Annotated in this window: 22 protein-coding genes and 1 tRNA gene; 8 read left to right on the top strand and 15 right to left on the bottom strand. The window is 70.6% G+C overall.

Features of this window, described 5'->3' with window-relative positions:
- Positions 1-133: 133 nt before the first annotated feature.
- A complete protein-coding gene (locus IO20_RS0108925) occupies positions 134-1,594 on the bottom strand; it encodes a DUF2252 domain-containing protein (protein ID WP_030549825.1) in 1,461 nt (486 codons plus the stop codon).
- Between the two features lie 102 nt (positions 1,595-1,696).
- Positions 1,697-2,782 carry an ABC-2 transporter permease gene (locus IO20_RS0108920; protein WP_030549824.1) on the bottom strand — a complete coding sequence of 362 codons (1,086 nt, stop codon included), beginning with the start codon at positions 2,780-2,782 and terminating at the stop codon, positions 1,697-1,699.
- 88 nt (positions 2,783-2,870) lie between these two features.
- Here IO20_RS0108920 and IO20_RS0108915 point away from each other — a divergent pair, with 88 nt between their 5' ends.
- The gene (locus IO20_RS0108915; protein ID WP_030549823.1) at positions 2,871-3,341 is read left to right on the top strand and encodes a MarR family winged helix-turn-helix transcriptional regulator; all 471 of its coding nucleotides are present in this window, start codon (positions 2,871-2,873) and stop codon (positions 3,339-3,341) included.
- Between the two features lie 45 nt (positions 3,342-3,386).
- Here IO20_RS0108915 and IO20_RS0108910 read toward each other — a convergent pair whose 3' ends face one another.
- The 5 genes from IO20_RS0108910 to IO20_RS0108890 all read right to left on the bottom strand — a co-directional run bounded on the left by IO20_RS0108910 (position 3,387) and on the right by IO20_RS0108890 (position 7,808).
- On the bottom strand, positions 3,387-4,046 hold the full coding sequence (locus IO20_RS0108910; protein ID WP_030549822.1) for a response regulator: 660 nt from the start codon (positions 4,044-4,046) through the stop codon (positions 3,387-3,389).
- A 39-nt stretch (positions 4,047-4,085) separates the two neighbouring features.
- Positions 4,086-5,825, bottom strand: coding sequence for a sensor histidine kinase (locus IO20_RS0108905; RefSeq protein WP_030549821.1), 1,740 nt, complete (start codon positions 5,823-5,825; stop codon positions 4,086-4,088).
- Positions 5,826-6,103: 278 nt separating this feature from the next.
- The gene (locus tag IO20_RS36320; protein WP_051874451.1) at positions 6,104-6,802 is read right to left on the bottom strand and encodes a 4'-phosphopantetheinyl transferase family protein; all 699 of its coding nucleotides are present in this window, start codon (positions 6,800-6,802) and stop codon (positions 6,104-6,106) included.
- A gap of 74 nt (positions 6,803-6,876) precedes the next feature.
- On the bottom strand, positions 6,877-7,629 hold the full coding sequence (locus tag IO20_RS0108895) for a thioesterase II family protein (protein WP_037634923.1): 753 nt from the start codon (positions 7,627-7,629) through the stop codon (positions 6,877-6,879).
- 92 nt (positions 7,630-7,721) lie between these two features.
- Positions 7,722-7,808, bottom strand: a tRNA-Leu gene (locus IO20_RS0108890).
- Between the two features lie 467 nt (positions 7,809-8,275).
- Between IO20_RS0108890 and IO20_RS0108885 the strand changes: the two genes are divergently transcribed.
- The 6 genes from IO20_RS0108885 to pknB all read left to right on the top strand — a co-directional run bounded on the left by IO20_RS0108885 (position 8,276) and on the right by pknB (position 16,456).
- Entirely contained in the window at positions 8,276-9,154 is an 879-nt protein-coding gene (locus IO20_RS0108885; protein ID WP_030549818.1) for an FHA domain-containing protein, read from the top strand.
- A gap of 10 nt (positions 9,155-9,164) precedes the next feature.
- Positions 9,165-9,689, top strand: a complete 525-nt coding sequence (locus tag IO20_RS0108880; RefSeq protein WP_030549817.1) for an FHA domain-containing protein FhaB/FipA — start codon at positions 9,165-9,167, stop codon at positions 9,687-9,689.
- 179 nt (positions 9,690-9,868) lie between these two features.
- A complete protein-coding gene (locus IO20_RS0108875) occupies positions 9,869-11,362 on the top strand; it encodes a Stp1/IreP family PP2C-type Ser/Thr phosphatase (RefSeq protein WP_030549816.1) in 1,494 nt (497 codons plus the stop codon).
- A 26-nt stretch (positions 11,363-11,388) separates the two neighbouring features.
- Positions 11,389-12,810, top strand: coding sequence for an FtsW/RodA/SpoVE family cell cycle protein (locus tag IO20_RS0108870; protein ID WP_030549815.1), 1,422 nt, complete (start codon positions 11,389-11,391; stop codon positions 12,808-12,810).
- Positions 12,807-14,273 carry a peptidoglycan D,D-transpeptidase FtsI family protein gene (locus tag IO20_RS0108865; RefSeq protein ID WP_030549814.1) on the top strand — a complete coding sequence of 489 codons (1,467 nt, stop codon included), beginning with the start codon at positions 12,807-12,809 and terminating at the stop codon, positions 14,271-14,273. The genes IO20_RS0108870 and IO20_RS0108865 overlap by 4 nt, the downstream gene beginning before the upstream one ends.
- A 155-nt stretch (positions 14,274-14,428) precedes the next feature.
- Entirely contained in the window at positions 14,429-16,456 is a 2,028-nt protein-coding gene (pknB, locus tag IO20_RS0108860) for a Stk1 family PASTA domain-containing Ser/Thr kinase (protein ID WP_030549813.1), read from the top strand.
- Positions 16,457-16,557: 101 nt separating this feature from the next.
- Here the strand turns inward: pknB and IO20_RS0108855 are convergent, their stop codons facing one another.
- The 6 genes from IO20_RS0108855 to IO20_RS0108830 form a co-directional block, all read right to left on the bottom strand.
- Entirely contained in the window at positions 16,558-17,232 is a 675-nt protein-coding gene (locus IO20_RS0108855) for a class E sortase (protein WP_030549812.1), read from the bottom strand.
- 38 nt (positions 17,233-17,270) lie between these two features.
- The gene (locus tag IO20_RS0108850) at positions 17,271-18,482 is read right to left on the bottom strand and encodes a class E sortase (RefSeq protein WP_030549811.1); all 1,212 of its coding nucleotides are present in this window, start codon (positions 18,480-18,482) and stop codon (positions 17,271-17,273) included.
- A complete protein-coding gene (locus tag IO20_RS0108845) occupies positions 18,479-19,117 on the bottom strand; it encodes an aminodeoxychorismate/anthranilate synthase component II (protein WP_030549810.1) in 639 nt (212 codons plus the stop codon). The genes IO20_RS0108850 and IO20_RS0108845 overlap by 4 nt, the downstream gene beginning before the upstream one ends.
- Entirely contained in the window at positions 19,114-19,275 is a 162-nt protein-coding gene (locus IO20_RS39530) for a hypothetical protein (protein WP_017240377.1), read from the bottom strand. The genes IO20_RS0108845 and IO20_RS39530 overlap by 4 nt, the downstream gene beginning before the upstream one ends.
- Positions 19,276-19,339: 64 nt before the next feature.
- Positions 19,340-20,032, bottom strand: coding sequence for a class E sortase (locus IO20_RS0108835; protein WP_030549809.1), 693 nt, complete (start codon positions 20,030-20,032; stop codon positions 19,340-19,342).
- Between the two features lie 53 nt (positions 20,033-20,085).
- Entirely contained in the window at positions 20,086-20,853 is a 768-nt protein-coding gene (locus tag IO20_RS0108830) for a DUF881 domain-containing protein (protein WP_030549808.1), read from the bottom strand.
- Positions 20,854-20,993: 140 nt separating this feature from the next.
- Here IO20_RS0108830 and crgA point away from each other — a divergent pair, with 140 nt between their 5' ends.
- On the top strand, positions 20,994-21,248 hold the full coding sequence (crgA, locus tag IO20_RS0108825; protein ID WP_030205181.1) for a cell division protein CrgA: 255 nt from the start codon (positions 20,994-20,996) through the stop codon (positions 21,246-21,248).
- Between the two features lie 315 nt (positions 21,249-21,563).
- Here crgA and IO20_RS0108820 read toward each other — a convergent pair whose 3' ends face one another.
- Positions 21,564-22,448, bottom strand: coding sequence for a rhomboid family intramembrane serine protease (locus IO20_RS0108820; protein WP_030549807.1), 885 nt, complete (start codon positions 22,446-22,448; stop codon positions 21,564-21,566).
- 22 nt (positions 22,449-22,470) lie between these two features.
- Complete coding sequence (locus tag IO20_RS0108815) at positions 22,471-22,998, bottom strand: peptidylprolyl isomerase (protein WP_030549806.1); 528 nt, start codon at positions 22,996-22,998, stop codon at positions 22,471-22,473.
- Positions 22,999-23,195: the final 197 nt, after the last annotated feature.

Below are 23,195 nucleotides of genomic sequence, written 5' to 3'. Positions count from 1 at the left end.
CCCTCCCCCTCCCCCTCCCCCTCCCCCTCCCGCCCTTCTCCTCTCATGCCCTTGCCTCCGGGCGCCCCGTTCTCGCAGCGGTCGTCAGAGCGCGGTGCGGCCGCCGGCCGGGCCCCCTGGTGCCGCCGGCGTGTCAGACGCCCAGTTCCGCCGCTATGCGGCCGGTGCGGACGGCCGTGAGCAGGTCGGCGTGGTCGGCGGTGGTGCGGTCCGCGTAGGAGACGGCGAAGGTGGCGACGGCGTCGTCGAACTCCTCGTTCTTCCCGCAGTACCCGGCTATGAGGCGCGGGTCGGCGCTGTGGGCGTGGGCGCGGGCGAGCAGGGCGCCGGTCATCCGGCCGTAGTCGTCGACCTGGTCGGTGGTGAGCGCGGCGGGGTCGACGCTGCCCTTGCGGTTGCGGAACTGGCGCACCTGGAAGGGGCGCCCCTCGACCGTGGTCCAGCCGAGCAGGATGTCACTGACGACCTGCATCCTCTTCTGTCCGAGCACGACGCGCCGTCCCTCGTGGCCGGGGTCGGGCACGGCGAAGCCCGCGGCCGGCAGGTGGGGCAGCAGGGCGGACGGCCGGGCCTCCTTCACCTGGAGGACCAGCGGCTCGCCCCGGTGGTCGAGGAGCAGGACGACGTAGGAACGGGTGCCGACGCTGCCGGTGCCGACGACCCGGAAGGCCACGTCGTGGACGGCGTACCGCGCGAGCAGCGGCAGCCGGTCTTCGGACACGGTTTCCAGGTAGGGGCCGAGGGAGGAGGCGACCGCGGCGGCCTCGGCGTCCGGGATTCTGCGCAGGACCGGCGGTGCGGCGGTGAATCTGCGGCCGCCGCCGTCGGCGTCGGTCAGGGCTTCGGTCGACCTGGCGGCGAATCTGGCGCTGGTGTTGTTGCGTGCCTTGGCGGAGACCCGTTCCAGGGTGCCGAGGAGGTCGCGGGCGTCGGTGTGCGAGACGAGTTCCTCGTCGGCGATCGCGTTCCAGGCGTCGAGGGCGGGCAGCCGGGCGAGGAGCCGCATGGTGCGCCGGTAGGCGCCGACGGTGTCGAAGGCGGCGGCCCGGCATTCCTCCTCGCTCGCGCCGACTTCCCGGCCGGCGAGCACCAGGGAGGTGGCGAGGCGCTTGAGGTCCCATTCCCAGGGGCCGACGATGGTCTCGTCGAAGTCGTTGAGGTCCATGACGAGCCGGCCGCGGGCGTCGCCGTAGAGCCCGAAGTTGGCGGCGTGCGCGTCGCCGCAGAGTTGGGCGGCTATGCCGGTGACGGGGGTGTCGGCGAGGTCGTGGGCCATGAGTCCGGCGGATCCGCGGAGGAAGGCGAACGGGCTGGCAGCCATCCTGCCGACGCGCATCGGCGTGAGCTCGGGGACGCGGTCGCGGCTCGACTCCTCGACGGCTCGGACGGCGTCCGGGCGGTCGGCGGCGAGGGCCGGCCGGCGGTGTGCGGAGCGCGGGACCCGCTCGCGGAGTTCCTTGGCCCATTCCTTGGGTGAGGTCCCGGCGCCGGTGACGGCGCGGTGCGCGAACCCCGGCACGTGCGGCACGCGTACGTCGGCCGGTGCCGCGTCCCTGTCGCGCTGTCCTGGCACCACGGCCTGGGTGTCGTCCATGCCTTGCCCTCCCCCGATGCGATGTCCAACATCATCCGACCCTGACCGTACCGTCGGGTCCGAGGGGCCGTCTCCCCCTGTGGACAGCACCTGTGGACAACCTCAGACCGCGACCGCCTCCTCGATCTCCTCCTCTGCTTCCTTCTCTGCTTCCTTCTCGGTCGCGGTGGGGGTCGCCGCCGGGTCGGGCCGGGTGTTCGCAGTCCTCCGGCGGGCCTCGGTGAGCCCGGCGGCGACGACGAGGGCGATTCCGGCGAGGAGCCAGAGGACGAGGACGAGAACGTGTCCGCCGAGCGCGTGCCCGTCGAAGTACACGTGGGCGCGGACGCCCTCGACAAAGCCCGCGCCGTTCCAGAAGGCGTGGAGCGCGCCGAAGAAGCCGGGCTGGAGTTCGGGCCGGTAGATGCCGCCCGAGCTGGTGAAGTTGAGCATGACGAAGAGCACCATCACGCCGAGCGTGGTCCAGCGGCGCAGGAAGGTGTGGAGGCCGACGCCGACGAGCAGGATTCCGGCCGTGTAGAGCCAGGACAGTGCCCAGACGCCCCCGAGGCCCTGATCGACCAGGTGGAAGAGCGGTCCGGCGAAGAGGGTGCCGATGAGGCTGACGACGAGCGACATCCCGGCGGCGAGGAGGGCCCTGATCCGCAGGGGGAGGACGGAGCCGGCTCCGCCGATGACGGCGACCGAGGCGTACGCGCCGATGCTGAGGGCGACGAGCAGGAAGAAGACGCCCTGCCCTGTGGGGTCGCCGGAGGCGACGGGGGCCACGTCGGTGACCTTGAGCGGGGCGTCCTGAGCGGCAGCGACCTTGGTGAACACCTTCTCGACGGCCATGGCGCTGGTGTCGGAGGAGGCCGAGGCGACGAGCAGCTCGGGCTTCTCGCCGGGGACGTAGGCGCCGTAGCTGTCCTGCTCGCGCAGGGCGGTGATCGCCGCGGCCCGGTCGGCGACGGTACGGACGTCGAGGGCGCCGTCGCCCTTGTCGTGGAGGGTCTGGGCGAGGACCTGGGCGGTGGGTCCGGAGCCGACGACGTCGACGCGCAGATCGTGGGCTTCGGGGGCGTGGAAGGCGCCGAGGTAGGCGAGTCCCATGCCGACGCACATCAGCAGCGGGGTGAGCAGATGTCCGAGGACATGCCGCAACGCCGCCCCGTCGGTGTTCGGTCCTGTGGTCACCGGAACCTCCATGGTTGGCTTTTACAACTAAAGAACCGTTGTACTATACAACCGAAAGTGTGTGACGGGCGAGCCGCCCCAGAACGACGAGGGAGCCCCCATGACCGGCGCCGACGCACAGCAGCCACCACGCGAGGCGTCGGTGGACGTCATCCAGCGCGAACTGACGGCCTTCGCCCGCCGGGCCCGCGCCGCGGCGGCCCGGGTCCACCCCGAACTGCCGCTCGTCTCGTACACCCTCCTCGCCCATATCGAGGAGCAGCGCGGCTGCCGCGCGACCGATCTCGCGGCCCACTACCTGCTGGACAAGTCGACGGTCAGCCGCCAGCTAGCGGGCCTGGAGAAGCTCGGCTTCGTCGAGCGGCGCCCCGCGCCCGACGACCATCGCGTCCAGGTCCTGCATCCCACCGAGGCAGGCGCCAAGGTCCTGGCCGCGGCGCAGACGAGCCGGCTCGCGGCCTATCAGGAGCGCCTCAAGGACTGGTCCGCCGACGACCTGGCCGGCTTCGCCGCCTATCTGCTCCGCTACAACGCGGCGGGCACGAGCGGCCTCCCGGACCAGCACCGGTAGGGGCGGGCCCGGGCAAGCGCCGCGGCAAGCTCGTGGGCGCGCGCCCTAGAGGCCCGCGTCCCGTGCCAGCAGCGCCGCCTGCACCCGGTTCTCGCAGTCCAGCTTGGCGAGGATCCGGCTCACGTACGTCTTCACCGTGGCCTCGCTCATGTGCAGCCGTCTCCCCGCGTCCGCGTTGGAGAGGCCCTCCCCGAGGAGCGCCAGCACCTCGCGCTCCTTCTCGCTCAGCGCCGCGACCCGCCCCCGGGCCTCCTCGGCACGGGCGGCCTCCCGGCCCCCGGCGAGCCGCTCCACCACGTGCCTGGTCGCCGCCGGCGACAGATACGCGTCGCCCGCCGCGGCCGCCCTGACCGCCCGGATCAGCTCCGCGGGCGCCGTGTCCTTCAGGAGGAAGCCTGCACTGCCGTGCTCCAGCGCCCGCAGCACGTTCTCCCGCTCCCCGAAGGTCGTCAGGACGATCACCCGGGCCTCCGGCACCGCCCGGCGGAACTCCGGCAGCGCCGAAAGGCCGTCGAGCACCGGCATCTGGATGTCGAGCAGCACCACGTCCGCGGCGTGCGCCCGCGCCGCCTCCACCGCCGCCCGGCCGTCGGCGGCCTCACCGACGACCTCGATCTCCGGGTCCGAGATGAGGATCATCCGAATCCCGGCCCTGATCAGAGGCTCGTCGTCGGCGATCACGACCCTGATGGGCTGGCCTGCCACAGCTGCTCCCCCACGGCTTCGGTACGGGCCGGTGCGGCGCTACCGCGCCTCGACCTCGTACGACTTCTTCTCGATCAGCTTGCCGTCCTTGAAGCAGAACCGGAAAACCGGCTCCGTGTCGAAGCTGTCGCCCACCTCCGAGGACATCAGCACCAGGCAGTCGGCGCCTTCCGGTATCGCGGGGCCCTTGCCGTTCAGGCCGGCGGTGGCGATCGTGTCCCCCGACGGGAGCTGCTCACGGACCTTCTGCTCGGGCTCCCCCACCACGATCGCGTCGTACTGCTCCGGGTCGATCATCCCCTTCTGCACCGAACCCATCAGGAAGTAGAGACCGAAGCCCGCCGCCACCACGAGGAGCACGAGGGCCGCGAACGCGATCCCGCAGCCCAGTGCGATCGAACCGCCCGTGCTTCTGCTCCTGCCCCCGCGTACCGCCATCGCAAGCTCCCGCTCCGTGAACGTCCAGTCGGCCGGTCCGACCACGACCGGACGACCATCGCCCGCCAGCGGCTTCGTGGTCTGCTGCCGGAAGTCGTCGGCCGCGTCGACCAAAGGTGCCGCCTTCGCGACGGGCGCCGCCCCGTACGGCAGCATCCCGGCCACCCGGAACCCGCCGCCGTCGGCCGGGCCCGCGTGGCACATGCCGCCCACGAGCCGGGCCCGCTCGGCGAGTCCGGTGAGGCCCTGCCCGCCGCTCACCACGTCCTTCGAAGGCCCGCCCGCCGGCTGCTCGTTGAGCACCTCGACCACGAAGGTGTCCGGCTCGTACCGCAGCTCGACGACGATCGGGGCCCCCGGCGCGTACTTGTAGGCGTTCGTGAGCGCCTCCTGCACGATCCGGTACGCCGCGTGGTCGGCCGCCGGTTCCAGTGCCCGCTCGTCCCCCGCTCGTCGCAGCGCGACCGACGTGCCGGCCGCCCGGGCCGCCTCCACGAGCCCTGCGATGCCCGCGATCCCCCGGGCCGCCCTCCCCGTCTCGTCCCCGGCCCGACCGGGGGCCGCCGCGGTCCCGTCGACGGCCTCGACGCCGTCGCGGAGTATCCCGACGACCTCCCGCAGCTCGTGCATCGCCGTCACCGACGCGTTCCGCAGCACGCCGACCACCTCGCGCTGCCGCTCGCCCAGGTCCCGGTCCACTTCCAGGGCCCCCGTGTGCACGGCGATCAGGGCCAGTTGGTGGCCGAGGCTGTCGTGCATGTCCTGGGCGATCCGCTGCCGCTCCCGCAGCCGCGCCTGCCAGGCCACCATCGTCCGCTCCCGCAGCAACTGGGCGTTGCGCTCCTGCAGCGCGTGCAGCAGGGTCCGCCGCTGGGCCCAGTAGCGGTGGGCGAGCCCGGGGGCCAGGGTGGTGCCCAGGTAGTAGAGGGTCGCCATGAGCGCCATGGCGAGCAGCCGCTGCCGGTCCCAGGTCTCGACGAGACTGCCCCCGACGTTCACGACGAAGGCGGCGATGAACGCGGCGAGGGCGTGCCCGGCGCCCGCGATGTACCGGCCGGAGGACCAGCCGACCACGAGCAGCAGCGGCCCGAGGCCCGGCACGAAGGGCGCGAGCCCCGCGGTGAGGACGAGCACGCTCGCGGGAAGTCTGCGCCGCACCAGTGACAGTGCGGCGGAGGCCGCGGCGACTCCGGCGGGCCGCTGCCAGCCCTCGGCGCCCAGCAGGTCCTCGGTCCCGGCGCCGAGCAGCGCGACGACCGCGGCGAGTGCCACCTCTCCGGTGGTCCTGCGCGCCGACCACTGCCCCGGCACCACGAACCAGGCCCACGCGGCCGCGAGCACCGCCCCGATCCCGTACCGGCCCAGACCCTGGTTCCTACTCAGGCCCTGACCCTGATCCTGAGCCTGGCCACGGCCCGTGCTCTGACCCCGGTTCCGGGCCCCCGACTTCGACATGACGTCCACGCTCGCACCGTAGGCCGCGCGCCGGCCCCCGGGCTTCCCTCTTTCGTCTCACCCTGCGACGACGAAAGTCGTCGCAGGAGGGGCGGGTTGCCCACCGACCGGTCGATCGCCACCGGATGGGCAGGTCCGCACCTGCCGGCGTCACGTCGCCGAGGTCAGGAAACGTCTCGGGGGGAGAGGGAAGGAGCGGCGGACGAGGACGTGGACGGCGAGCAGACGAAGCGGTCCGGCAGCGACGTCACGCGCAGTGTCATCTCCGGCCCCTCCACCGCGACCGCCGCGGCATGCAGCCCGTCCACGGGGACGTTCGAGACGCACCATCCCCGGGGGGAAGGCACCCGGCCGGTCTCGCCGAGATAGTCGGCGTCCAGCGCCCGCCCCAGGCCCGTGCCGAGTCCCTTGAGATAGGCCTCCTTGCGGGTCCAGATCCGGGCGAACGTCTCCGGTGAGAACGCGTCGTCGGCGATCTCCCCGCGCTCCAGCGGATGGAGGGCCGATATGAGGTCGCGTACGTCGGCGGCGGTCGGAACGGCCTCGACGTCCACGCCGACCGGCCGGGACGCCATCCCGATCAGCACCATGTCCCCACCGTGCGAGAGGGAGAAGTGCGGTGCGCCGGTCCTCCCGAGCAAGGCCGGCCGGCCGTGGGGCGCCCCGCAGCAGGGGCACGGTTCGCGGAGATAGCCGACCTCGGCGGGCGCCATGCCCAGGCGCGCCGCAAGCAGCCGGCGCAGCGCGACGTGGGCGGTTCCGAAGAGCACCCGGTCCTGCGCGCGGCGCAGGCCCTCGAACCGTCCGAGCTCCTCGGCGTCGAGTTCGGAGAGGTCGAGGGCGTTCTCCGTGATGCCGCGCACCCCGATCGACCACAGGTCTACATCGACCGCGGGAACGCCTCCCGTCGATGCGGCGGCCCGCGGTGTGGGCCCGGTCACCGCCACGGTGCGGCGCCCACGATGTCGCGGACCGCGGGCAGGTGGTCGTCGAGGTAGAAGTGGCCGCCGCCCAAGAGGACGTGCGCCGCGTAGGGCCCGCTCGTCTCGCTCCGCCAGCTCTCCATCTCCTCGACCGGCACCCGCGGGTCCTCGTCCCCGACGAGGCTGATCAGTGGGCAGGCGAGCGGAGCACCGGGCTGGTACGCGTACCGGCCGAGCATCCTGAAGTCGGAACGGATCGCGGGCAGCGCGATCTCCAGGAGGCCCGGGTGGGCCAGCAGTTCGTCGACGGAACCGCCGAGCAGCCGGAGCTCGTCCACGAGGGTTTCGTCACTCGCTTCGGCCAGGGTGCGCGCCCGCGAGCCGATGCCGGTGGACGAGGGCCCCCGGCAGGCCGAGACGAACAGCGCCGCCGGTACGCGCTCCGCACGCTCCAGCCGACGCGCCGCCTCGAAGGCGAGGAGCGCCCCCATGCTGTGCCCGAAAAGCCCGAACGGCCTGCCGTCCGCAAGGACCGGGAGCAGTTCGCTCCACAGCTCGTCGATCAGTTCCCCCAGGCCCTCGGCCGCCGGCTCCGCGAGGCGGTCCTGCCGACCGGGGTACTGCACGATCAGGACGTCCGTCCGGCTGTCCGCGAGCGACTCCGCCATCGCCCGGTAGGCGCTCGCGGAGCCTCCCGCGTGCGGAAAGCAGATCAGCCGCCGGTCGGGCTGCGGCACGGGGAAGAACTGCCGTATCCACACGCTCATCGCTGCTGCTCCAGGTATGCGTCGTCGTACGCCGGCCGGGAATGCGAAACGGTCGGCATCGTGATCACGATGCCGACCGTTTCGGTACTGCCTGGTGCGCGAGGGGGGAGTTGAACCCCCACGCCCTTTCGGGCACTGGAACCTGAATCCAGCGCGTCTGCCTATTCCGCCACCCGCGCATTGGGTGTGCTCCGGGCTCTCTCACTTGCGGTGCGAGCGCCTGGCGACATCAGAAGATTAGCACGTCGCAGACCGTGGATTCACATCCGTTGTTTCGGCTCCGCTCGGGCAGACCAAGGTGAGGGAGGGACGGAAGGACGGAAACGGGCAGGAGGGGAGGAGCGGGTGGGGACGGAGGAGCGGGACCGCAGGGGGAGACGGCGGGGAGCCGGAGGAAGAAGGGGAGGCGGAGGGGGAGGAGAAGGGGGAGGAAGGGGACGGACCGCCCGCCGGCCCGGGACCGCGCCCCCGCTCGCACAGCCGGGTGCGGGACACTGTCCACAGGCCGCCTCTACGATCCGTGGGGAAAGCCTGTGAGAGGTGTGACACTCGTCCACAGGGCAGGGAAGGGGAACCAGCCGATTTCCCGACGCGTGGATACGATCAGTAAGCAGTACCAGGACGACAACGACCGAGGAGGTGCCCCATGGGAGTCATGAAGCGTTTCGAGCAGCGTCTCGAAGGTCTGGTCAACGGCACCTTCGCCAAGGTCTTCAAGTCCGAGGTCCAGCCGGTCGAGATCGCCGGCGCGCTCCAGCGCGAGTGCGACAACAACGCGCAGATCTGGAACCGCGAGCGGACCGTCGTCCCCAACGACTTCATCGTGGAACTGAGCACGCCCGACTACGAGCGCCTCAGCCCCTACTCGGGCCAGCTCGGCGACGAGCTCGCCGGCCTGGTCAGGGACTACGCGAAGCAGCAGCGGTACACCTTCATGGGGCCGATCAAGGTCAACCTGGAGAAGGCGGAGGACCTCGACACCGGCCTGTACCGCGTACGCAGCCGCACGCTGGCGTCGAGTACGTCACAGCCGCAGCCGCCCGCGGGCGGACCGCAGCACCACCAGCAGCAGGGCCAGGCGCAGGGCCGCGGCGGCTACGGGTACCCCCCGGCCGGCGCCCCGCCCATGCCCGCCGCCCCGCCTCCCGGCGCCCCCGGCCACCGGCCGGCCGCCGCCGCGGGTCGCCCCGCGAGCGGTCCCGGAGCCATGCCCGGCCCGGGTACGCAAGGCGGAGCGGGCACCGCGGTGCGCCGCTGGATCGAGATCAACGGCAACCGCCACCAGATCTCCCGCCCGACCCTGGTCCTCGGCCGCAGCACCGACGCGGACGTGAGGATCGACGATCCCGGCGTCTCCCGCCGGCACTGCGAGATCCGGACCGGAACGCCCTCGACGATCCAGGATCTGGGATCCACCAACGGCATCGTGGTGGACGGGCAGCACACCACCCGCGCTACGCTCCGCGACGGCTCGCGGATCGTCGTGGGCAGCACCACCATCGTTTACCGGCAAGCCGAAGGGTGAAGCGGGGGCAATGTCAGAGCTGACCCTGACGGTCATGCGGTTGGGTTTCCTGGCCGTTCTGTGGCTGTTCGTCATCGTGGCCGTCCAGGTCATCCGCAGCGACCTCTTCGGTACGCGGGTGACCCAGCGCGGTTCACGGCGCCAAGAGGCGCGACCGCAGCAACAGCAGGCGCGGCAGGCCGCCGCGCCTCCGCAGCAGCGCGGCCAGCAGAGCGCGGGCGGTGGGCGCCAGCGCCGCGGCGCCCCGACCAAGCTGGTCGTGTCCGAGGGCACCCTCACCGGCACGACCGTCGCCCTCCAGGGCCAGACGATCACGCTGGGCCGGGCGCACGACTCGACGATCGTCCTCGACGACGACTACGCGTCGAGCCGGCACGCCCGGATCTACCCGGACCGGGACGGCCAGTGGATCGTCGAGGATCTCGGGTCCACCAACGGCACGTATCTCGACCGGACCCGCCTCACCACCGCCACACCCATTCCGCTGGGCGCGCCGATCCGCATCGGCAAGACCGTCATCGAGCTGCGGAAGTAGTGCTACATCATGAATAGGCGCGAGCGGAGCGAGCGACACGGGACGGTCCCCGCCAAAGGCCGTGCCGCGCTCCCGACCGGAGCGACTGAGGCGACCGGCGTGACCGGAGCGACCGGAGGGTGGGCAGTGTGGGTCGAGACCGGCCGTACCCCGAAGCAGCGGCGACAGGGCAGGTGCGCATGAGTCTGTCCCTGCGATTCGCCGCGGGCTCCCACAAGGGCATGATCCGCGAGGGCAACGAGGACTCCGGCTACGCCGGTCCCCGGCTGCTCGCCATCGCCGACGGCATGGGCGGCCAGGCCGCCGGCGAGGTCGCCTCCTCGGAGGTGATCTCCACCCTCGTCACCCTGGACGACGACGTCCCCGGCTCCGACATCCTCACCTCGCTCGGTACGGCGGTGCAGCGCGCCAACGACCAACTGCGCATGATGGTCGAGGAGGACCCGCAGCTCGAAGGCATGGGCACGACGCTCACCGCCCTGCTGTGGACCGGTCAGCGCCTCGGCCTCGTGCACGTCGGCGACTCCCGCGCGTACCTGCTCCGCGACGGTGTCCTCACCCAGATCACCCAGGACCACACCTGGGTCCAGCGGCTCGTCGACGAGGGCCGGATCACCGAGGAAGAGGCCACCACCCACCCGCAGCGCTCGCTCCTCATGCGCGCGCTCGGCAGCGGCGACCACGTCGAACCCGACCTCTCGATCCGCGAGGTCCGCTCCGGCGACCGGTACCTGATCTGCTCCGACGGTCTGTCCGGCGTGGTCTCGCACCAGACGCTCGAGGACACCCTCGCCAGCTACCAGGGCCCGCAGGAGACCGTGCAGGAGCTGATCCAGCTCGCGCTGCGCGGCGGCGGCCCCGACAACATCACGGTGATCGTCGCCGACGTCCTCGACGTCGACGGCGGCGACACCCTCGCGGGCCACCTCAGCGACACCCCGGTCATCGTGGGCGCGGTCGCCGAGAACCAGGCCCAGCTGAACGACGGCGGGGCGATGCAGACCCCGGCCGGCCGCGCCTCCGGGCTCGGCCGCCCGGCCCCGCACCAGCAGCCGCCCGCCGGCGGCTTCGGCCCGCCCGGCAGCGGTGACGGCCACGGCTACGGCGGCATGCCCCCGCAGGGCTCCTTCGAGTCGTACACGGACGACGACTTCGTGAAGCCGCGCACCGGCCGCAAGTGGCTGAAGCGCTCCTTCCTCCTCGTCCTCGCCCTCGCCGTCCTCGGCGGCGGCGCCTACGGCGGCTGGCGCTGGACGCAGACCCAGTACTACGTCGGTTCCAAGGACCAGCACGTGGCGCTGTACCAGGGCATCAGCCAGGACCTGGCCTGGGTCTCGCTCTCGAAGGTCCAGAAGGACCACCCCGAGATCGAACTCAAGTACCTCCCCGCCTACCAGCGGAAGCAGGTCGAGGACACCATCACGGGCGGCAGCCTCGGCAAGGCCGAGACGAAGATCGCCGAGCTGGCGGCGCAGGCCTCGGCCTGCAAGAAGACCGAGCAGCGCCGTGCGGCAGCCGAGAAGGCCGCCGACCAGGCGAGCAAGCCGCCGGCGACGCCCAAGCCCGGCGAGACCGCCACCCCTGACCCCAAGCCCACCACAGCCGCTCCGTCCCCGGGTCCCACCCTCACCGCGGAGGAGCAGAAGCTGGCCTCGAACTGCGGCAAGCAGTAAGCACCCGTAGGGGGCCTTTCACCACCATGAGCGTTGTCACCAACACGACCACCATCGGCGCGATCGAGGCGCCGAGCCGCCGCAACACCGAGCTGGCGCTGCTCGCGTTCGCCGTCGTCATCCCGGTGTTCGCGTACCTCAACGTGGGCCTGGCCATCGACGGCAAGGTCCCGGCCGGCATGGCCGGGTACGGGCTGGGCCTCGCCCTGCTCGCGGGCGTCGCGCACCTCGTGGTGCGGAAGTGGGCCCCGTACTCGGACCCGCTGCTGCTGCCCCTCGCGACGCTGCTCAACGGCATGGGCCTGGTGCTGATCTGGCGCCTGGACCAGTCGCCTCGGCTGATCGCCAAGTCGATCAACGACTTCGGCAGCTTCAGCCCGGACGCCCCGAAGCAGATGATGTACTCGGCGATCGGCATCGCCATGTTCGTGGGCGTGCTGCTGCTGCTGAAGGACCACCGGGTCCTTCAGCGGTACACGTACATCTCCATGGTGGTGGCGCTCGTCCTCCTGCTGCTGCCGCTCGTCCCGGGGCTCGGCAGCCCGGTCTTCGGTGCCAAGATCTGGATCAACATCGCCGGCTTCTCCATCCAGCCCGGCGAGTTCGCCAAGATCGTGCTGGCGGTGTTCTTCTCCGGGTACCTCATGGTGAAGCGGGACGCCCTGGCGCTGGCCAGCCGCCGCTTCATGGGGCTCTACCTGCCCCGCGGTCGTGACCTCGGCCCGATCCTGACGATCTGGGCGGTCAGCCTCCTCATCCTGATCTTCGAGAACGACCTCGGTACGTCGCTGCTGTTCTTCGGCATGTTCGTGATCATGCTGTACGTGGCGACGGAGCGGACCAGCTGGATCGTCATGGGTCTGCTGATGTCGATCGCGGGTGCGGTGGGCGTGGCCTCCTTCGCGGGCCACGTCCAGGCCCGTGTCGACGCCTGGGCCGACCCGTTCGCCTGCGCGGACACGGTCAACGCCTGCGACCAGATGACCCAGGTGCTGATGTCCTTCGGCTCCGGCGGCATCCTCGGCACCGGCCTCGGCCAGGGCAACTCGGACCTCATCGGATTCGCCGCCAACTCCGACTTCATCTTCGCCACCGTGGGCGAGGAACTCGGGCTGACCGGTGTGATGGTCTTCCTGCTCCTCTACGGGCTGATCGTCGAGCGCGGCGTCCGCACCGCCCTCGCCGCTCGTGACCCCTTCGGCAAGCTGCTCGCGATGGGCCTCTCCGGCGCCTTCGCGCTCCAGATCTTCGTCGTCGCCGGCGGCGTGATGGGCCTCATCCCGCTCACCGGTATGACGATGCCGTTCCTCGCGTACGGCGGATCCTCCGTGATCGCCAACTGGGCCCTGGTCGGCATCCTGATCCGGATCAGCGACACGGCGCGCCGTCCCGCGCCCGCGCCCGCCCCGTCCCCCGATGCCGAGATGACCCAGGTGGTCCGTCCGTGAACAAGCCGCTGCGCCGGGTCGCGATCTTCTGCGGCCTGCTCATCCTCGCCCTGCTCCTGCGGGACAACTGGCTCCAGTACGTCCGCGCCGACGAGCTGAACACCCACTCCAGCAACAAGCGCGTGCAGATCGAGCGGTACGCCAACAAGCGCGGCAACATCATCGTGGACGGCAAGCCGATCACCGGATCCGCCGACTCCAAGGACCCGTACTACAAGTACAAGCGGACCTACACCGACGGCCCCATGTGGGCTCCCGTCACCGGCTACGCCTCGCAGGCCTACGACGCCAACCAGATCGAGAAGATCGAGGACGGCATCCTCACCGGCAACGACGACCGGCTGTTCTTCGACCGCACCCTCGCCATGTTCACCGGTGAGGAGAAGAAGGGCGGCGACGTCGTCACCACCCTCAGCGGGGCCGCGCAGAAGGCCGCCTTCGAGGGACTCGGGAACAACACCGGCGCCGTCGTCGCCATCGAGCCGAAGACCGGCAAGATCCTGGCGCTGGCCTCCACCCCCTCGTACGACCCCTCCTCCTTCGCCGGCTACTCCGGCAAGGACGAGAAGGCCTGGGTGGCGCTGGAGAAGGACAAGACCAAGCCGAAGCTCAACCGCGCGATCCGCGAGATCTACCCGCCCGGCTCCGTCTTCAAGGTCGTCACCGCCGCGGCCGCCCTGGAGAACGGCAAGGTCAGCGACATCAACGCGGCGACCGACACCCCCGAGGGCTGGAAGATCCCGCTCTCCACCAAGCCGATGGTGAACCACGCCAAGGGCTGCGCCAACGCCAGTCTGAAGCGCGCCCTCGACATCTCCTGCAACTCGGTCTTCGCGAAGCTCGGCGACGATGTCGGCGTCGAGAAGATGACCGAGATGGCCGAGAAGTTCGGTTTCAACGCCGAGCAGTTCACCCCGGTCCGCTCCGCCGCCTCCGTCTACGACAAGAAGGCCGACCGCGGCGGCAACGCGCTCTCCTCCATCGGCCAGTTCAACACCGCGACCACCCCGCTCCAGATGGCGATGGTCACGGCGGCGATCGCCAACGACGGCAAGCTGATGAAGCCGTACATGATCGACCAGCTGCGCGCCCCGAACCTCGACGTCATCAAGCAGAACGAGCCGGAGGAGATGAGCCGGCCGGTCTCCGCGCAGAACGCGCAGCTCCTCCAGCAGATGATGGAGAGCGTCGTCACCAACGGCACCGGCGGCAAGGCCGACCTGAACATGGACGGCGTGAAGGTCGGCGGCAAGACGGGTACGGCCCAGCACGGCGACAAGAACGCGAAGCGCCCGTACGCGTGGTTCATCTCGTACGCGAAGACCGCCGAAGGCTCCCCCGTCGCGGTCGCCGTGATCGTCGAGGACTCGGCGGGCACCGACCGCGAGGACATCAGCGGTGGCGGCCTCGCGGCCCCGATCGCGAAGGCCGTGATGAAGGCGGTCATGAAGAACAACGGCTGACGTACCGGGCCCGTACCTGCCAGGTACCGGTCGGGTATCAGCTACCGGCCCCGGGTGGATCGTCTTCCCGGGGCCGGTACCGTATGCGCGAACAGCACACACCGCCGGACCACCCATGGGTGCGGTCGGGACAGACGGAGAGGGCTGGATTAGCTATGGAAGAGCCGCGTCGCCTCGGCGGCCGGTACGAGCTGGGCTCGGTGCTCGGCCGTGGTGGCATGGCCGAGGTGTACCTCGGTCAGGACACCCGGCTCGGCCGCACCGTCGCCGTGAAGACGCTGCGGGCCGACCTGGCCCGCGATCCGTCCTTCCAAGCCCGGTTCCGCCGTGAGGCACAGTCCGCCGCCTCGCTGAACCACCCGGCGATCGTCGCGGTCTACGACACCGGCGAGGACTACGTCGACGGGGTCTCCATCCCGTACATCGTGATGGAGTACGTCGACGGGTCGACCCTGCGTGAGCTGCTTCACTCCGGGCGCAAGCTGCTGCCCGAGCGCACGCTCGAGATGACGGTCGGCATCCTCCAGGCGCTGGAGTACTCGCACCGCGCCGGCATCGTGCACCGTGACATCAAGCCGGCGAACGTCATGCTGACGCGCACCGGCCAGGTCAAGGTCATGGACTTCGGCATCGCGCGCGCCATGGGCGACTCGGGCATGACCATGACACAGACGTCGGCGGTCATCGGCACGGCCCAGTACCTCTCCCCCGAGCAGGCCAAGGGCGAGCAGGTCGACGCCCGCTCCGACCTGTACTCGACGGGCTGCCTGCTCTACGAGCTCCTCACCGTCCGGCCCCCGTTCATCGGCGACTCGCCGGTCGCCGTCGCCTACCAGCACGTGCGCGAGGAGCCGCAGCCGCCGAGCAACTTCGACGGCGAGATCACGCCCGAGATGGACGCCATCGTCCTCAAGGCGCTGGTCAAGGACCCCGACTACCGCTACCAGTCCGCCGACGAGATGCGCGCGGACATCGAGGCCTGCCTCGACGGCCAGCCGGTCGCGGCCGCCGCCGCGATGGGCATGGGGATGGGCATGGGGGCGCCCGCGTACGGCGGGGGCTACGGCGGCTACCCGCCGGAGGACCAGCCGACCACGGCACTGCGCCAGGCCGACCCGGCCGGCCAGACCTCGATGCTGCCCCCGATCAACCCCGACGACGGCGGCTACGGCTACGACGACCGTCCGGACCGGCGTCGCGGCGGCCAGAAGAAGTCGAACACCTCGACGATCCTGCTGGTCATCGCGGGCATCCTGGTGCTCGTCGGCGCGATCTTCATCGGCGTCTCCCTCATGGAGGAGAAGGACGGCACCCGGCAGGTCGGCGCACCGCGACTGGTGGGCCAGACCGTCGAAGTGGCGACCGGGCTCGCGACCAACGCCAGCGTGAAGCTGCAGCAGGCCGGCACCGAGCGCTGCGACCAGCCCAAGGGCGCCATCTGCCGCCAGGACCCGGCCGCGGACGTGAAGATGGACACCAACGGCACGGTCCAGGTGTTCGTCTCCGAGGGCGCTCCGCTCGTGGAGGTCCCGGACGTCATCGAGCAGTCCCAGGAGCGCGCCGAGGAGAGCCTGAAGGCCAAGGGCTTCAAGGTCAAGGTCGAGCAGGAGGAGTCGGACGAGGAACCGGGCACGGTCCTGCGCACGAACCCGGTCGGCGGCACCAAGGCGGAGAAGAACTCCGAGATCACCATCACCGTCGCGAAGAAGCTGCTGTCCGAGCTTCCCGACCAGAAGGGCCGGACCTACGACCAGGCCCTCCAGCAGCTGACCCAGCTCGGCTTCACGAAGGTGTCCAGGGAGGACGTCGACTCGGAGCAGCCCGCGGGCACCGTGATCGACCAGACCCCGGCGGGCCCGTCGAACCAGCCGAAGGACGTGCAGATCACGCTGAAGGTCTCCAAGGGCCCGCAGCAGCCGCAGCAGGTCCAGCTCCCGACGGGGCTCGCCAACAGGCCGTTCAAGGACGTCAAGGCGCAGCTCGAGGCCCTGAACGCGAACCTGAAGATCACCCAGGTGGGCTCCGACAAGGACGACGCGCTGGTCGTCGGGACGAACCCGGGCGAGGGTTCGATGGTCACCCCCGGCCAGGAGATCAGCGTCTACACCGTCGGTGGTGGTGGCGGCGGCGGCAACGGCGGTGGCGACAACAACGGTGACGGGGACGGCGGCTTCTTCGGCTGAGCCTGAACCCTTCCGGACAGGGGGAGAGCCCCGGCATCCAGTGGATGCCGGGGCTCTCCCCCTGTCCGGACGTCCAGACGTCCGGGTCGGGTCGGGTCGGGTCAGCGCAGCTCCGCCGGCGGGGTGCGGTCGCGGTCGACCTTCTCCGTGCGCTCCAGTTCGCCCCAGACGATGTACCGGTAGTCGGAGGTGTACATCGGGGTGCAGGTGGTCAGCGTGATGTAGCGGCCCGGCTTGGTCTTGCCGGATTCCTTCGGCACGGGCTGGAGGACGTCCACGTTGTACTTCGTGGTCTCCGGCAGGGTCTTGTAGACCTTGTAGACGTACCAGGTGTCCTTGGACTCGAAGACGATCGCGTCGCCGGTCTTCAACTTGTGGATGTTGTGGAATTTCGCGCCGTGGCCGTCCCGGTGGGCGGCGAGCGTGAAGTTGCCCTTCGCGTCCTGCGGGAGGGCGGACTTGATCGGGTCCGTGTAGTAGCCGGCGACGCCGTGGTTGAGGATCGCGCTGGTGGTGCCCCGCTTGATCAGTATGTCGTCGTCGCCCATGGCGGGCACGTGCAGGAAGCCGATGCCGTCCTTGGTGTCGAGCGCGCCGGGGCCGTCGGCCCAGTTGTCGCGGACCTGGGCGCCGTCCTGGTCGGCGGCGCGGTCGGCGAGGACGTTGGTCCACCACAGGGAGTAGACGACGAAGAGGCCGAGCACCACGCCCGCCGTGATGAGGAGTTCGCCGAAGAGGCTGATGATCCCGGCGATCCGATTACGCACGCGTGCCACTAGGTTCGTCCCGTCGTCCCGTCCGGAGGTGTCGGGTCTCAGCCTACGAGCGCTTTCGGCTTTCCCTTGCTGCGCGGGCGTTCCTCGACCAGCCTGCCCCACACGATCATCCGGTACGTGCTGGTGAACTCGGGCGTGCAGGTGGTCAGGGTGATGAACCGGCCGGGTTCCGTGAAGCCCGAGCCCTTCGGCACAGGGTCGATCACGGAGATGTTCGAGGGCGCGGTCTGCGGCAGGATGCTCGCCATCTCGTAGGTGTAGTAGGCGTCCTGGGTCTCGACGACGATCGGGTCGCCGGGCTCGAGCCGGTTGATGTACCGGAAGGGCTCGCCGTGGGTGTTGCGGTGGCCGGCGACCGCGAAGTTGCCCTGCTTGTCGGAGGGCATGGCCGTCTTCAGCTTGCCCTCGGCGTAGTGGCCGACCATGCCCTTGTCGAGGACCTTGGTCTTGTTGATGCCTTCGGCGACGGGGACGACGACGTCCAGCTTGGGGATGTACATGATGGCGAAGCCCTCGCCGGGCTCGAAGGCGTCCGGCTTGCTGTCGCCCTTGGCCCAGGTGTCCTCGATCTGTTCCTTGGCCTGGTCGGTCTCCTGGCCGGCGAGGACGTTCGTCCACCACAGCTGGTAGGTGACGAAGAGGAGCATCACGACGCCGAAGGTGATGAAGAGTTCGCCGACGGCGCGGCTGGCGACGACGCCGACGCTGTCCTTGGCGGCGCGGGCGGCCTGGCGGGCCTCGACGCGGGAGAGCGGACGTCCCTGCGGCGGGGTGGTCGTGGGCGTCTCGGGGCCGGCACCGCCCCGGTTCCTGCCCCGGCCGCCCTTGGCGGCGCGGCGACGCTCGGCCCTTCCAGGTCCGGAAGGCAGCTCTACGGCCTGGAGAGCCATTGTCTCGGACGGGGAGGGCCCCGGGGGCTCCTCGGTCTCGTACGGGTCGTACGGGGGCGCGTAGGGGCTCTCCTGGGCCGCGGCCTCGTAAGGGGCGGCGGGGGGCGCCTCGTAGGTGTACGGCTCGGCCGAGGCGTAGGGCTCCGCGGCGGGGGCGTAGGGCTCCGCGGCCGGGGCGTACGGATCGGCGGCGGGGGCGTACGCGTCAGCCGGGGCGTACGGATCGACCGGGGCGTACGGATCGGTCGGGGCGTACGGGGCCGCGGGTATCGGCTCCGGTGCCGGGGTGTTCGTCGGGTGGTTCGGCGGCTCGTTCTGCGGATCGTTCGTCGGGCGGAACCACGGAGAGCCCGTCGTCACGCGACGGCCTTGCCCACCACCGGGGCGAGCCCCGCCGACCGTCCGACCGCTCCCTTGTCGCCGCACTGCTCCAGCCAGTTGGCGAGCATCAGGTGCCCGTGCTCGGTGAGGACCGACTCGGGGTGGAACTGGACGCCCTCGACGGGCAGTTCGCGGTGGCGCAGGCCCATGATGATGCCGTCCTCGGTCCGCGCGGTGACTTCGAGCTCGGCGGGCAGGGCGGCCGGCTCGGCGGCCAACGAGTGGTAGCGGGTGGCGGTGAACGGCGAGGGCAGTCCGGCGAAGACGCCCTTGCCCTCGTGCGTGACGGGGGACGTCTTGCCGTGCAGCAGCTCGGGCGCGCGGTCGACGACGCCGCCGTACGCCACGGCCATCGACTGCATGCCGAGGCAGACGCCGAAGACGGGCACGCCGGTGGACGCGCAGTGCCGCACCATGTCGATGCAGACGCCGGCCTGCTCGGGGGCGCCGGGCCCCGGGGAGAGCAGGACGCCGTCGAAGCCGTCCTGGGCGTGGCTCAGCTCGACCTCGTCGTTGCGGAGGACTTCGCACTCGGCGCCGAGCTGGTAGAGGTACTGAACGAGGTTGAAGACGAAGCTGTCGTAGTTGTCGACGACGAGAATTCGCGCGCTCACTGGCCGTCCACCGTCACATCGTTGAACGGAAGCAGAGGCTCCGCCCAGGGGAACACGTACTGGAAGAGGACGTAGACGACCGCGAGGACCAGCACGATCGAGAGCAGCGCACGCACCCACGCGTTGCCCGGCAGATGCCGCCAGATCCAGCCGTACATGACGTCGACCGCCCCTTCCGTTCGTTACGGGGACCAGAGTACGGGGCGAGGGGGCCGGGAGGGGTCAGCTGCCCAAAGCCTGTGGACGGCCGTCGGCGACCGGGCGGGTGGCGTCGAGGTGGGCCCAGGCGATCAGACGGTGGCTGCTGCCCCACTCGGGCTCGCAGGTCGTGAGGGTGAGGTAGCGGCCGGGGCCGTCGAAGCCCGCCGCGTTCCGTCCGAAGGACGTCGGCAGCGGAGCGACGACCCCGACGTCCGTGGGCACGGTCCGGTAGGGGGCGCGGACGATCCGGTACGTGAACCAGGTGGTCCCGTCGGTCAGGACCACCGCGTCGCCCGCGCGCAGCCTGGGGAAGTCCTTGAAGGGGTCTCCGTGGGTGCGGCGGTGGCCGGCGACGGCGAAGTTGCCGGTGGCTCCGAGCCGGCCGGTGGCCGCGTAGTGGCCGAGGCCCTTCTTGAGGACGTCCGCGCCGGTGCCTTCGAGGACCGGCCACTTCCAGTCCCTGCCGAGCCGGGGGACGTACATGACGGCGATGCCCTCGCCCGGGGCGTACGCCGGGAGCGTGGAGGGTTTCCCGGGAGCGGGCGGGGCCCCGGCCGGGGTGCTCGTCCACGCGCGCTGGAGGGTGTCGATCTGGCCGGCGCTCGCGCTGTCGGCCTGGACGCCGGTCCAGTACAGGACGTACACGACGAAGAGGACGATCAGGGTGCCGAGGGTGAGGCACAGTTCGCTGAAGGTCCTCACGACGAGACGCAAGCCCCCCAAGCCGCCCTCCCGCTGTCAGCTCCCAGCTGTCAGCTCACCGGCTGTCAGCTCACCGGCTTCGCGTGCTGGAGGTCCACTGTGCCCGAGTAGCCGGGCAGAGTCACCGCCCTGTGCTCGTCGACTTTCCAGCCGAGCCCGTACGCCTTCACGTACAGCTGGTAGTTCTGGATCGCCGGGGAGTTCGCGAGCGCCTTGTTCAGCTTGCCCCGGTCACCTACAGCGGTGATCTTGTACGGAGGCGAGTAGACGCGGCCCTGGAGGATCAGGGTGTTGCCGACGCAGCGCACGGCGCTGGTGGAGATGAGCCGCTGGTCCATGACCCGGATGCCCTCGGCGCCGCCCTGCCACAGGGCGTTGACGACGGCCTGGAGGTCCTGCTGGTGGATGACGAGGTCGTTGGCCTGCGGTTCGGGGTAGCCGGGGGCGGCCTGGGCGTTCGGCGGGGCGTCGTCGAGGGTGACGGTGAGGCCGGAGCCGTCGACCTCGGTCGTGCCCGCCTCCGCCTCCAGTGCGTCGAGTCGCGCGTCCTCCGCGCGGGTGGATCCGTCGTCGCGGGCGGCGAGCGAGTCGACCTGGGAGCGGAGGGCGGAGGTGGACTCGTCGAGGCCGGCGTTCTTGTGGCTGCGCTGCTCGATCAGGTCGGAAAGCCGCAGGAGAGAGGCGTCCGTGCGGATGTTGGTGCCCTTGGCGGTGTTGAAGCTCGTGACGAAGATCAGGCCGGCGAGGGCGAAAACGGCAAGGGTGAGGACCCGGACGGGGCGCCATCTCGTGGGGCGGCCCGGCCCTTCGGGAGTGCCGTCGGAATTGCTCAACGTACCCTGATCCCCTTCGGTGCCGCGGAACCACTACGCTAACGGACGCCTGGGGGACACAGACGTCCTCCTTCGTCACATCCCGGCGCCAGCCACAGTTCCCTGCGCGGTCACGCAGCGCATCGACAGGAGAGTCCCTCGTGCCGAAGTCACGGATCCGCAAGAAGGCCGACTTCACGCCCCCGCCGGCGAAGCAGGCCACCAGTATCAAGCTGACCAACCGCAGCTGGGTGGCGCCTGTGATGCTGGCGCTGTTCGCCATCGGTCTGGTGTGGATCGTGGTCTTCTACGTCACCGACGGTTCCCTGCCGCTGGAGTCGATCCGGAACTGGAACATCGTGGTGGGCTTCGGCTTCATCGCGGCCGGATTCGGTGTCTCCACGCAGTGGAAGTAGCTGCTGCGCACAGGGGGACGGCGGCGATCTAGCGCCCTCGCGGGGGCCTCGTCAAGCTCTCCCCTGAACTTATCCACAGCGTTGTGCACAGCACTGGATAACTTACGAAGATCTGTGGATAACTCGCACGAGGTTGACGCCGGTATGACCGGTATCACCCCCGTCGAAAACCACGACACCCCTCGCCTCCCTGGAGAAACACCAGGTGAGAGGCGAGGGGTGAGGTCTTTCCCCAGAGAGGGCGAAGGACCCGCCACGCACTGTGGATAACTCTGGGGAAAGCTCACAGAGGAGCTCGTCCACAGCCCTCCGCGCTCAGGTGAGCGCTGCCGAACGGGCGAGGACGATCCCCAGGTCGATCAGGAACACCAGCCCGCAGGCCCCGTACTGCACGAGGTCCCGGCGGGCCCGCGGCGCGTGCACCAGGACGTAGGTCACGAGGGCGCCCGCGACCAGACCGCCGACGTGGGCCTCCCACGAGATCCCCGGTCGGGTGAACGTCATGAGCAGCGACAGGGCCACGAAGAGGACCACCGGCCGCATGTCGTGGCGGCGCCGGCGAGCCAGCACCACCCAGGCGCCGATCAGGCCGTAGACGACGCCGGAGGCGCCGAGCGAGGGCTGGTTGGGCGCGGCGACGAGATAGGCCAGTACGGAGCCGGAGAGGCCGGACAGCAGACACAGGGTCGCGTACCGGATCCGGCCCAGCTCGGGCTCGACGATGCCGCCGATCACCCACAGGCCCAGCACGTTGAAGAGGATGTGCCAGACCTCCTGGTGGAGGACGGTCGCGGTGAGCAGCCGGTACCACTCGCCGTCCGCGACGCCGACGACCTCGCCGAGCGCCGGGCTGAAGGCGTACCCGATGAGCACCAGTTCGTCGACGAACCGGTCGCCGAGGACCAGTACCGCGAGGTAGACGGCGAGGTTGATCCCGATGAGGATCTTGGTGACCAGGTGCTGGTCACTGGCCACCTTGCCGCCCGCGAGCGTCCTGGGCTGGTTCGCGTCGGCGGCGTGGCCGGTCCCCGAGCCGTTGCGCACGCAGTCGGGGCACTGGAAGCCGACCGAGGCGGAGATCATGCACCGGGTGCAGATCGGCTTGTCGCAGCGGGTGCAGCGGATGCCGGTCTCGGCCTCGGGGTGGCGGTAGCAGCGCGGCGGACCGGCGTCCGGGTCCGGGGAGGGTCGCTGGTCCACAGGAGGTTCCGTCCCTTCCACCTCAGCGCTTCTCGATCACCACGGAGTCGATGACGACGTCCTTGAGCGGCCGCTCGGTGTGCGGGTCGGTCGCCGTGGCGGCGATCGCGTCCACGACCGCGCGGCTCGCCTTGTCGGCGACCTCGCCGAAGATCGTGTGCTTGCGGTTCAGCCAGGTGGCGGGGGCGACGGTGACGAAGAACTGCGAACCGTTCGTGCCCGGGCCCGCGTTGGCCATGGCCAGGAGGTAGGGGCGGTCGAAGAACAGCTCCGGGTGGAACTCGTCGGCGAAGGAGTAGCCCGGGTCACCCGTGCCGTCGCCCAGCGGGTCGCCGCCCTGGATCATGAAGCCCTTGATGACCCGGTGGAAGACCGTGCCGTCGTAGAGCGGGTCGGAGGAGACCTTGCCGGTGGCGGGGTGCGTCCACTCGCGCCCGCCGGTCGCGAGCTCGACGAAGTTCCGGACCGTCTTCGGGGCGTGGAACGGCATCAGCCGCACCTCGATGTCACCCAGGCTGGTCTTGAGGATCGCGTACAACTGCTCGGCCACGGTCGCCTTCCGTCCACGTCATGTCGCGTCATGTCACGTCTGTTCCTGGCGTGACCGATCCTCGCATGCTGCGGATCCGCGCTCCGGACGCATGCCCCGGATGCCCGCCCCGCATGCCGGACCCGGCTCGGGCGGGCATGATTTCGAAAAGGATGGAAAGGCGAAAAACCGACATCGTCGCCACTGAGGAGGAGGAA

It is taken from the genome of Streptomyces exfoliatus, from assembly GCF_000725545.1.
Lineage (GTDB): Bacteria > Actinomycetota > Actinomycetes > Streptomycetales > Streptomycetaceae > Streptomyces > Streptomyces exfoliatus.
This window is presented reverse-complemented; position numbering and strand designations above follow the sequence as displayed.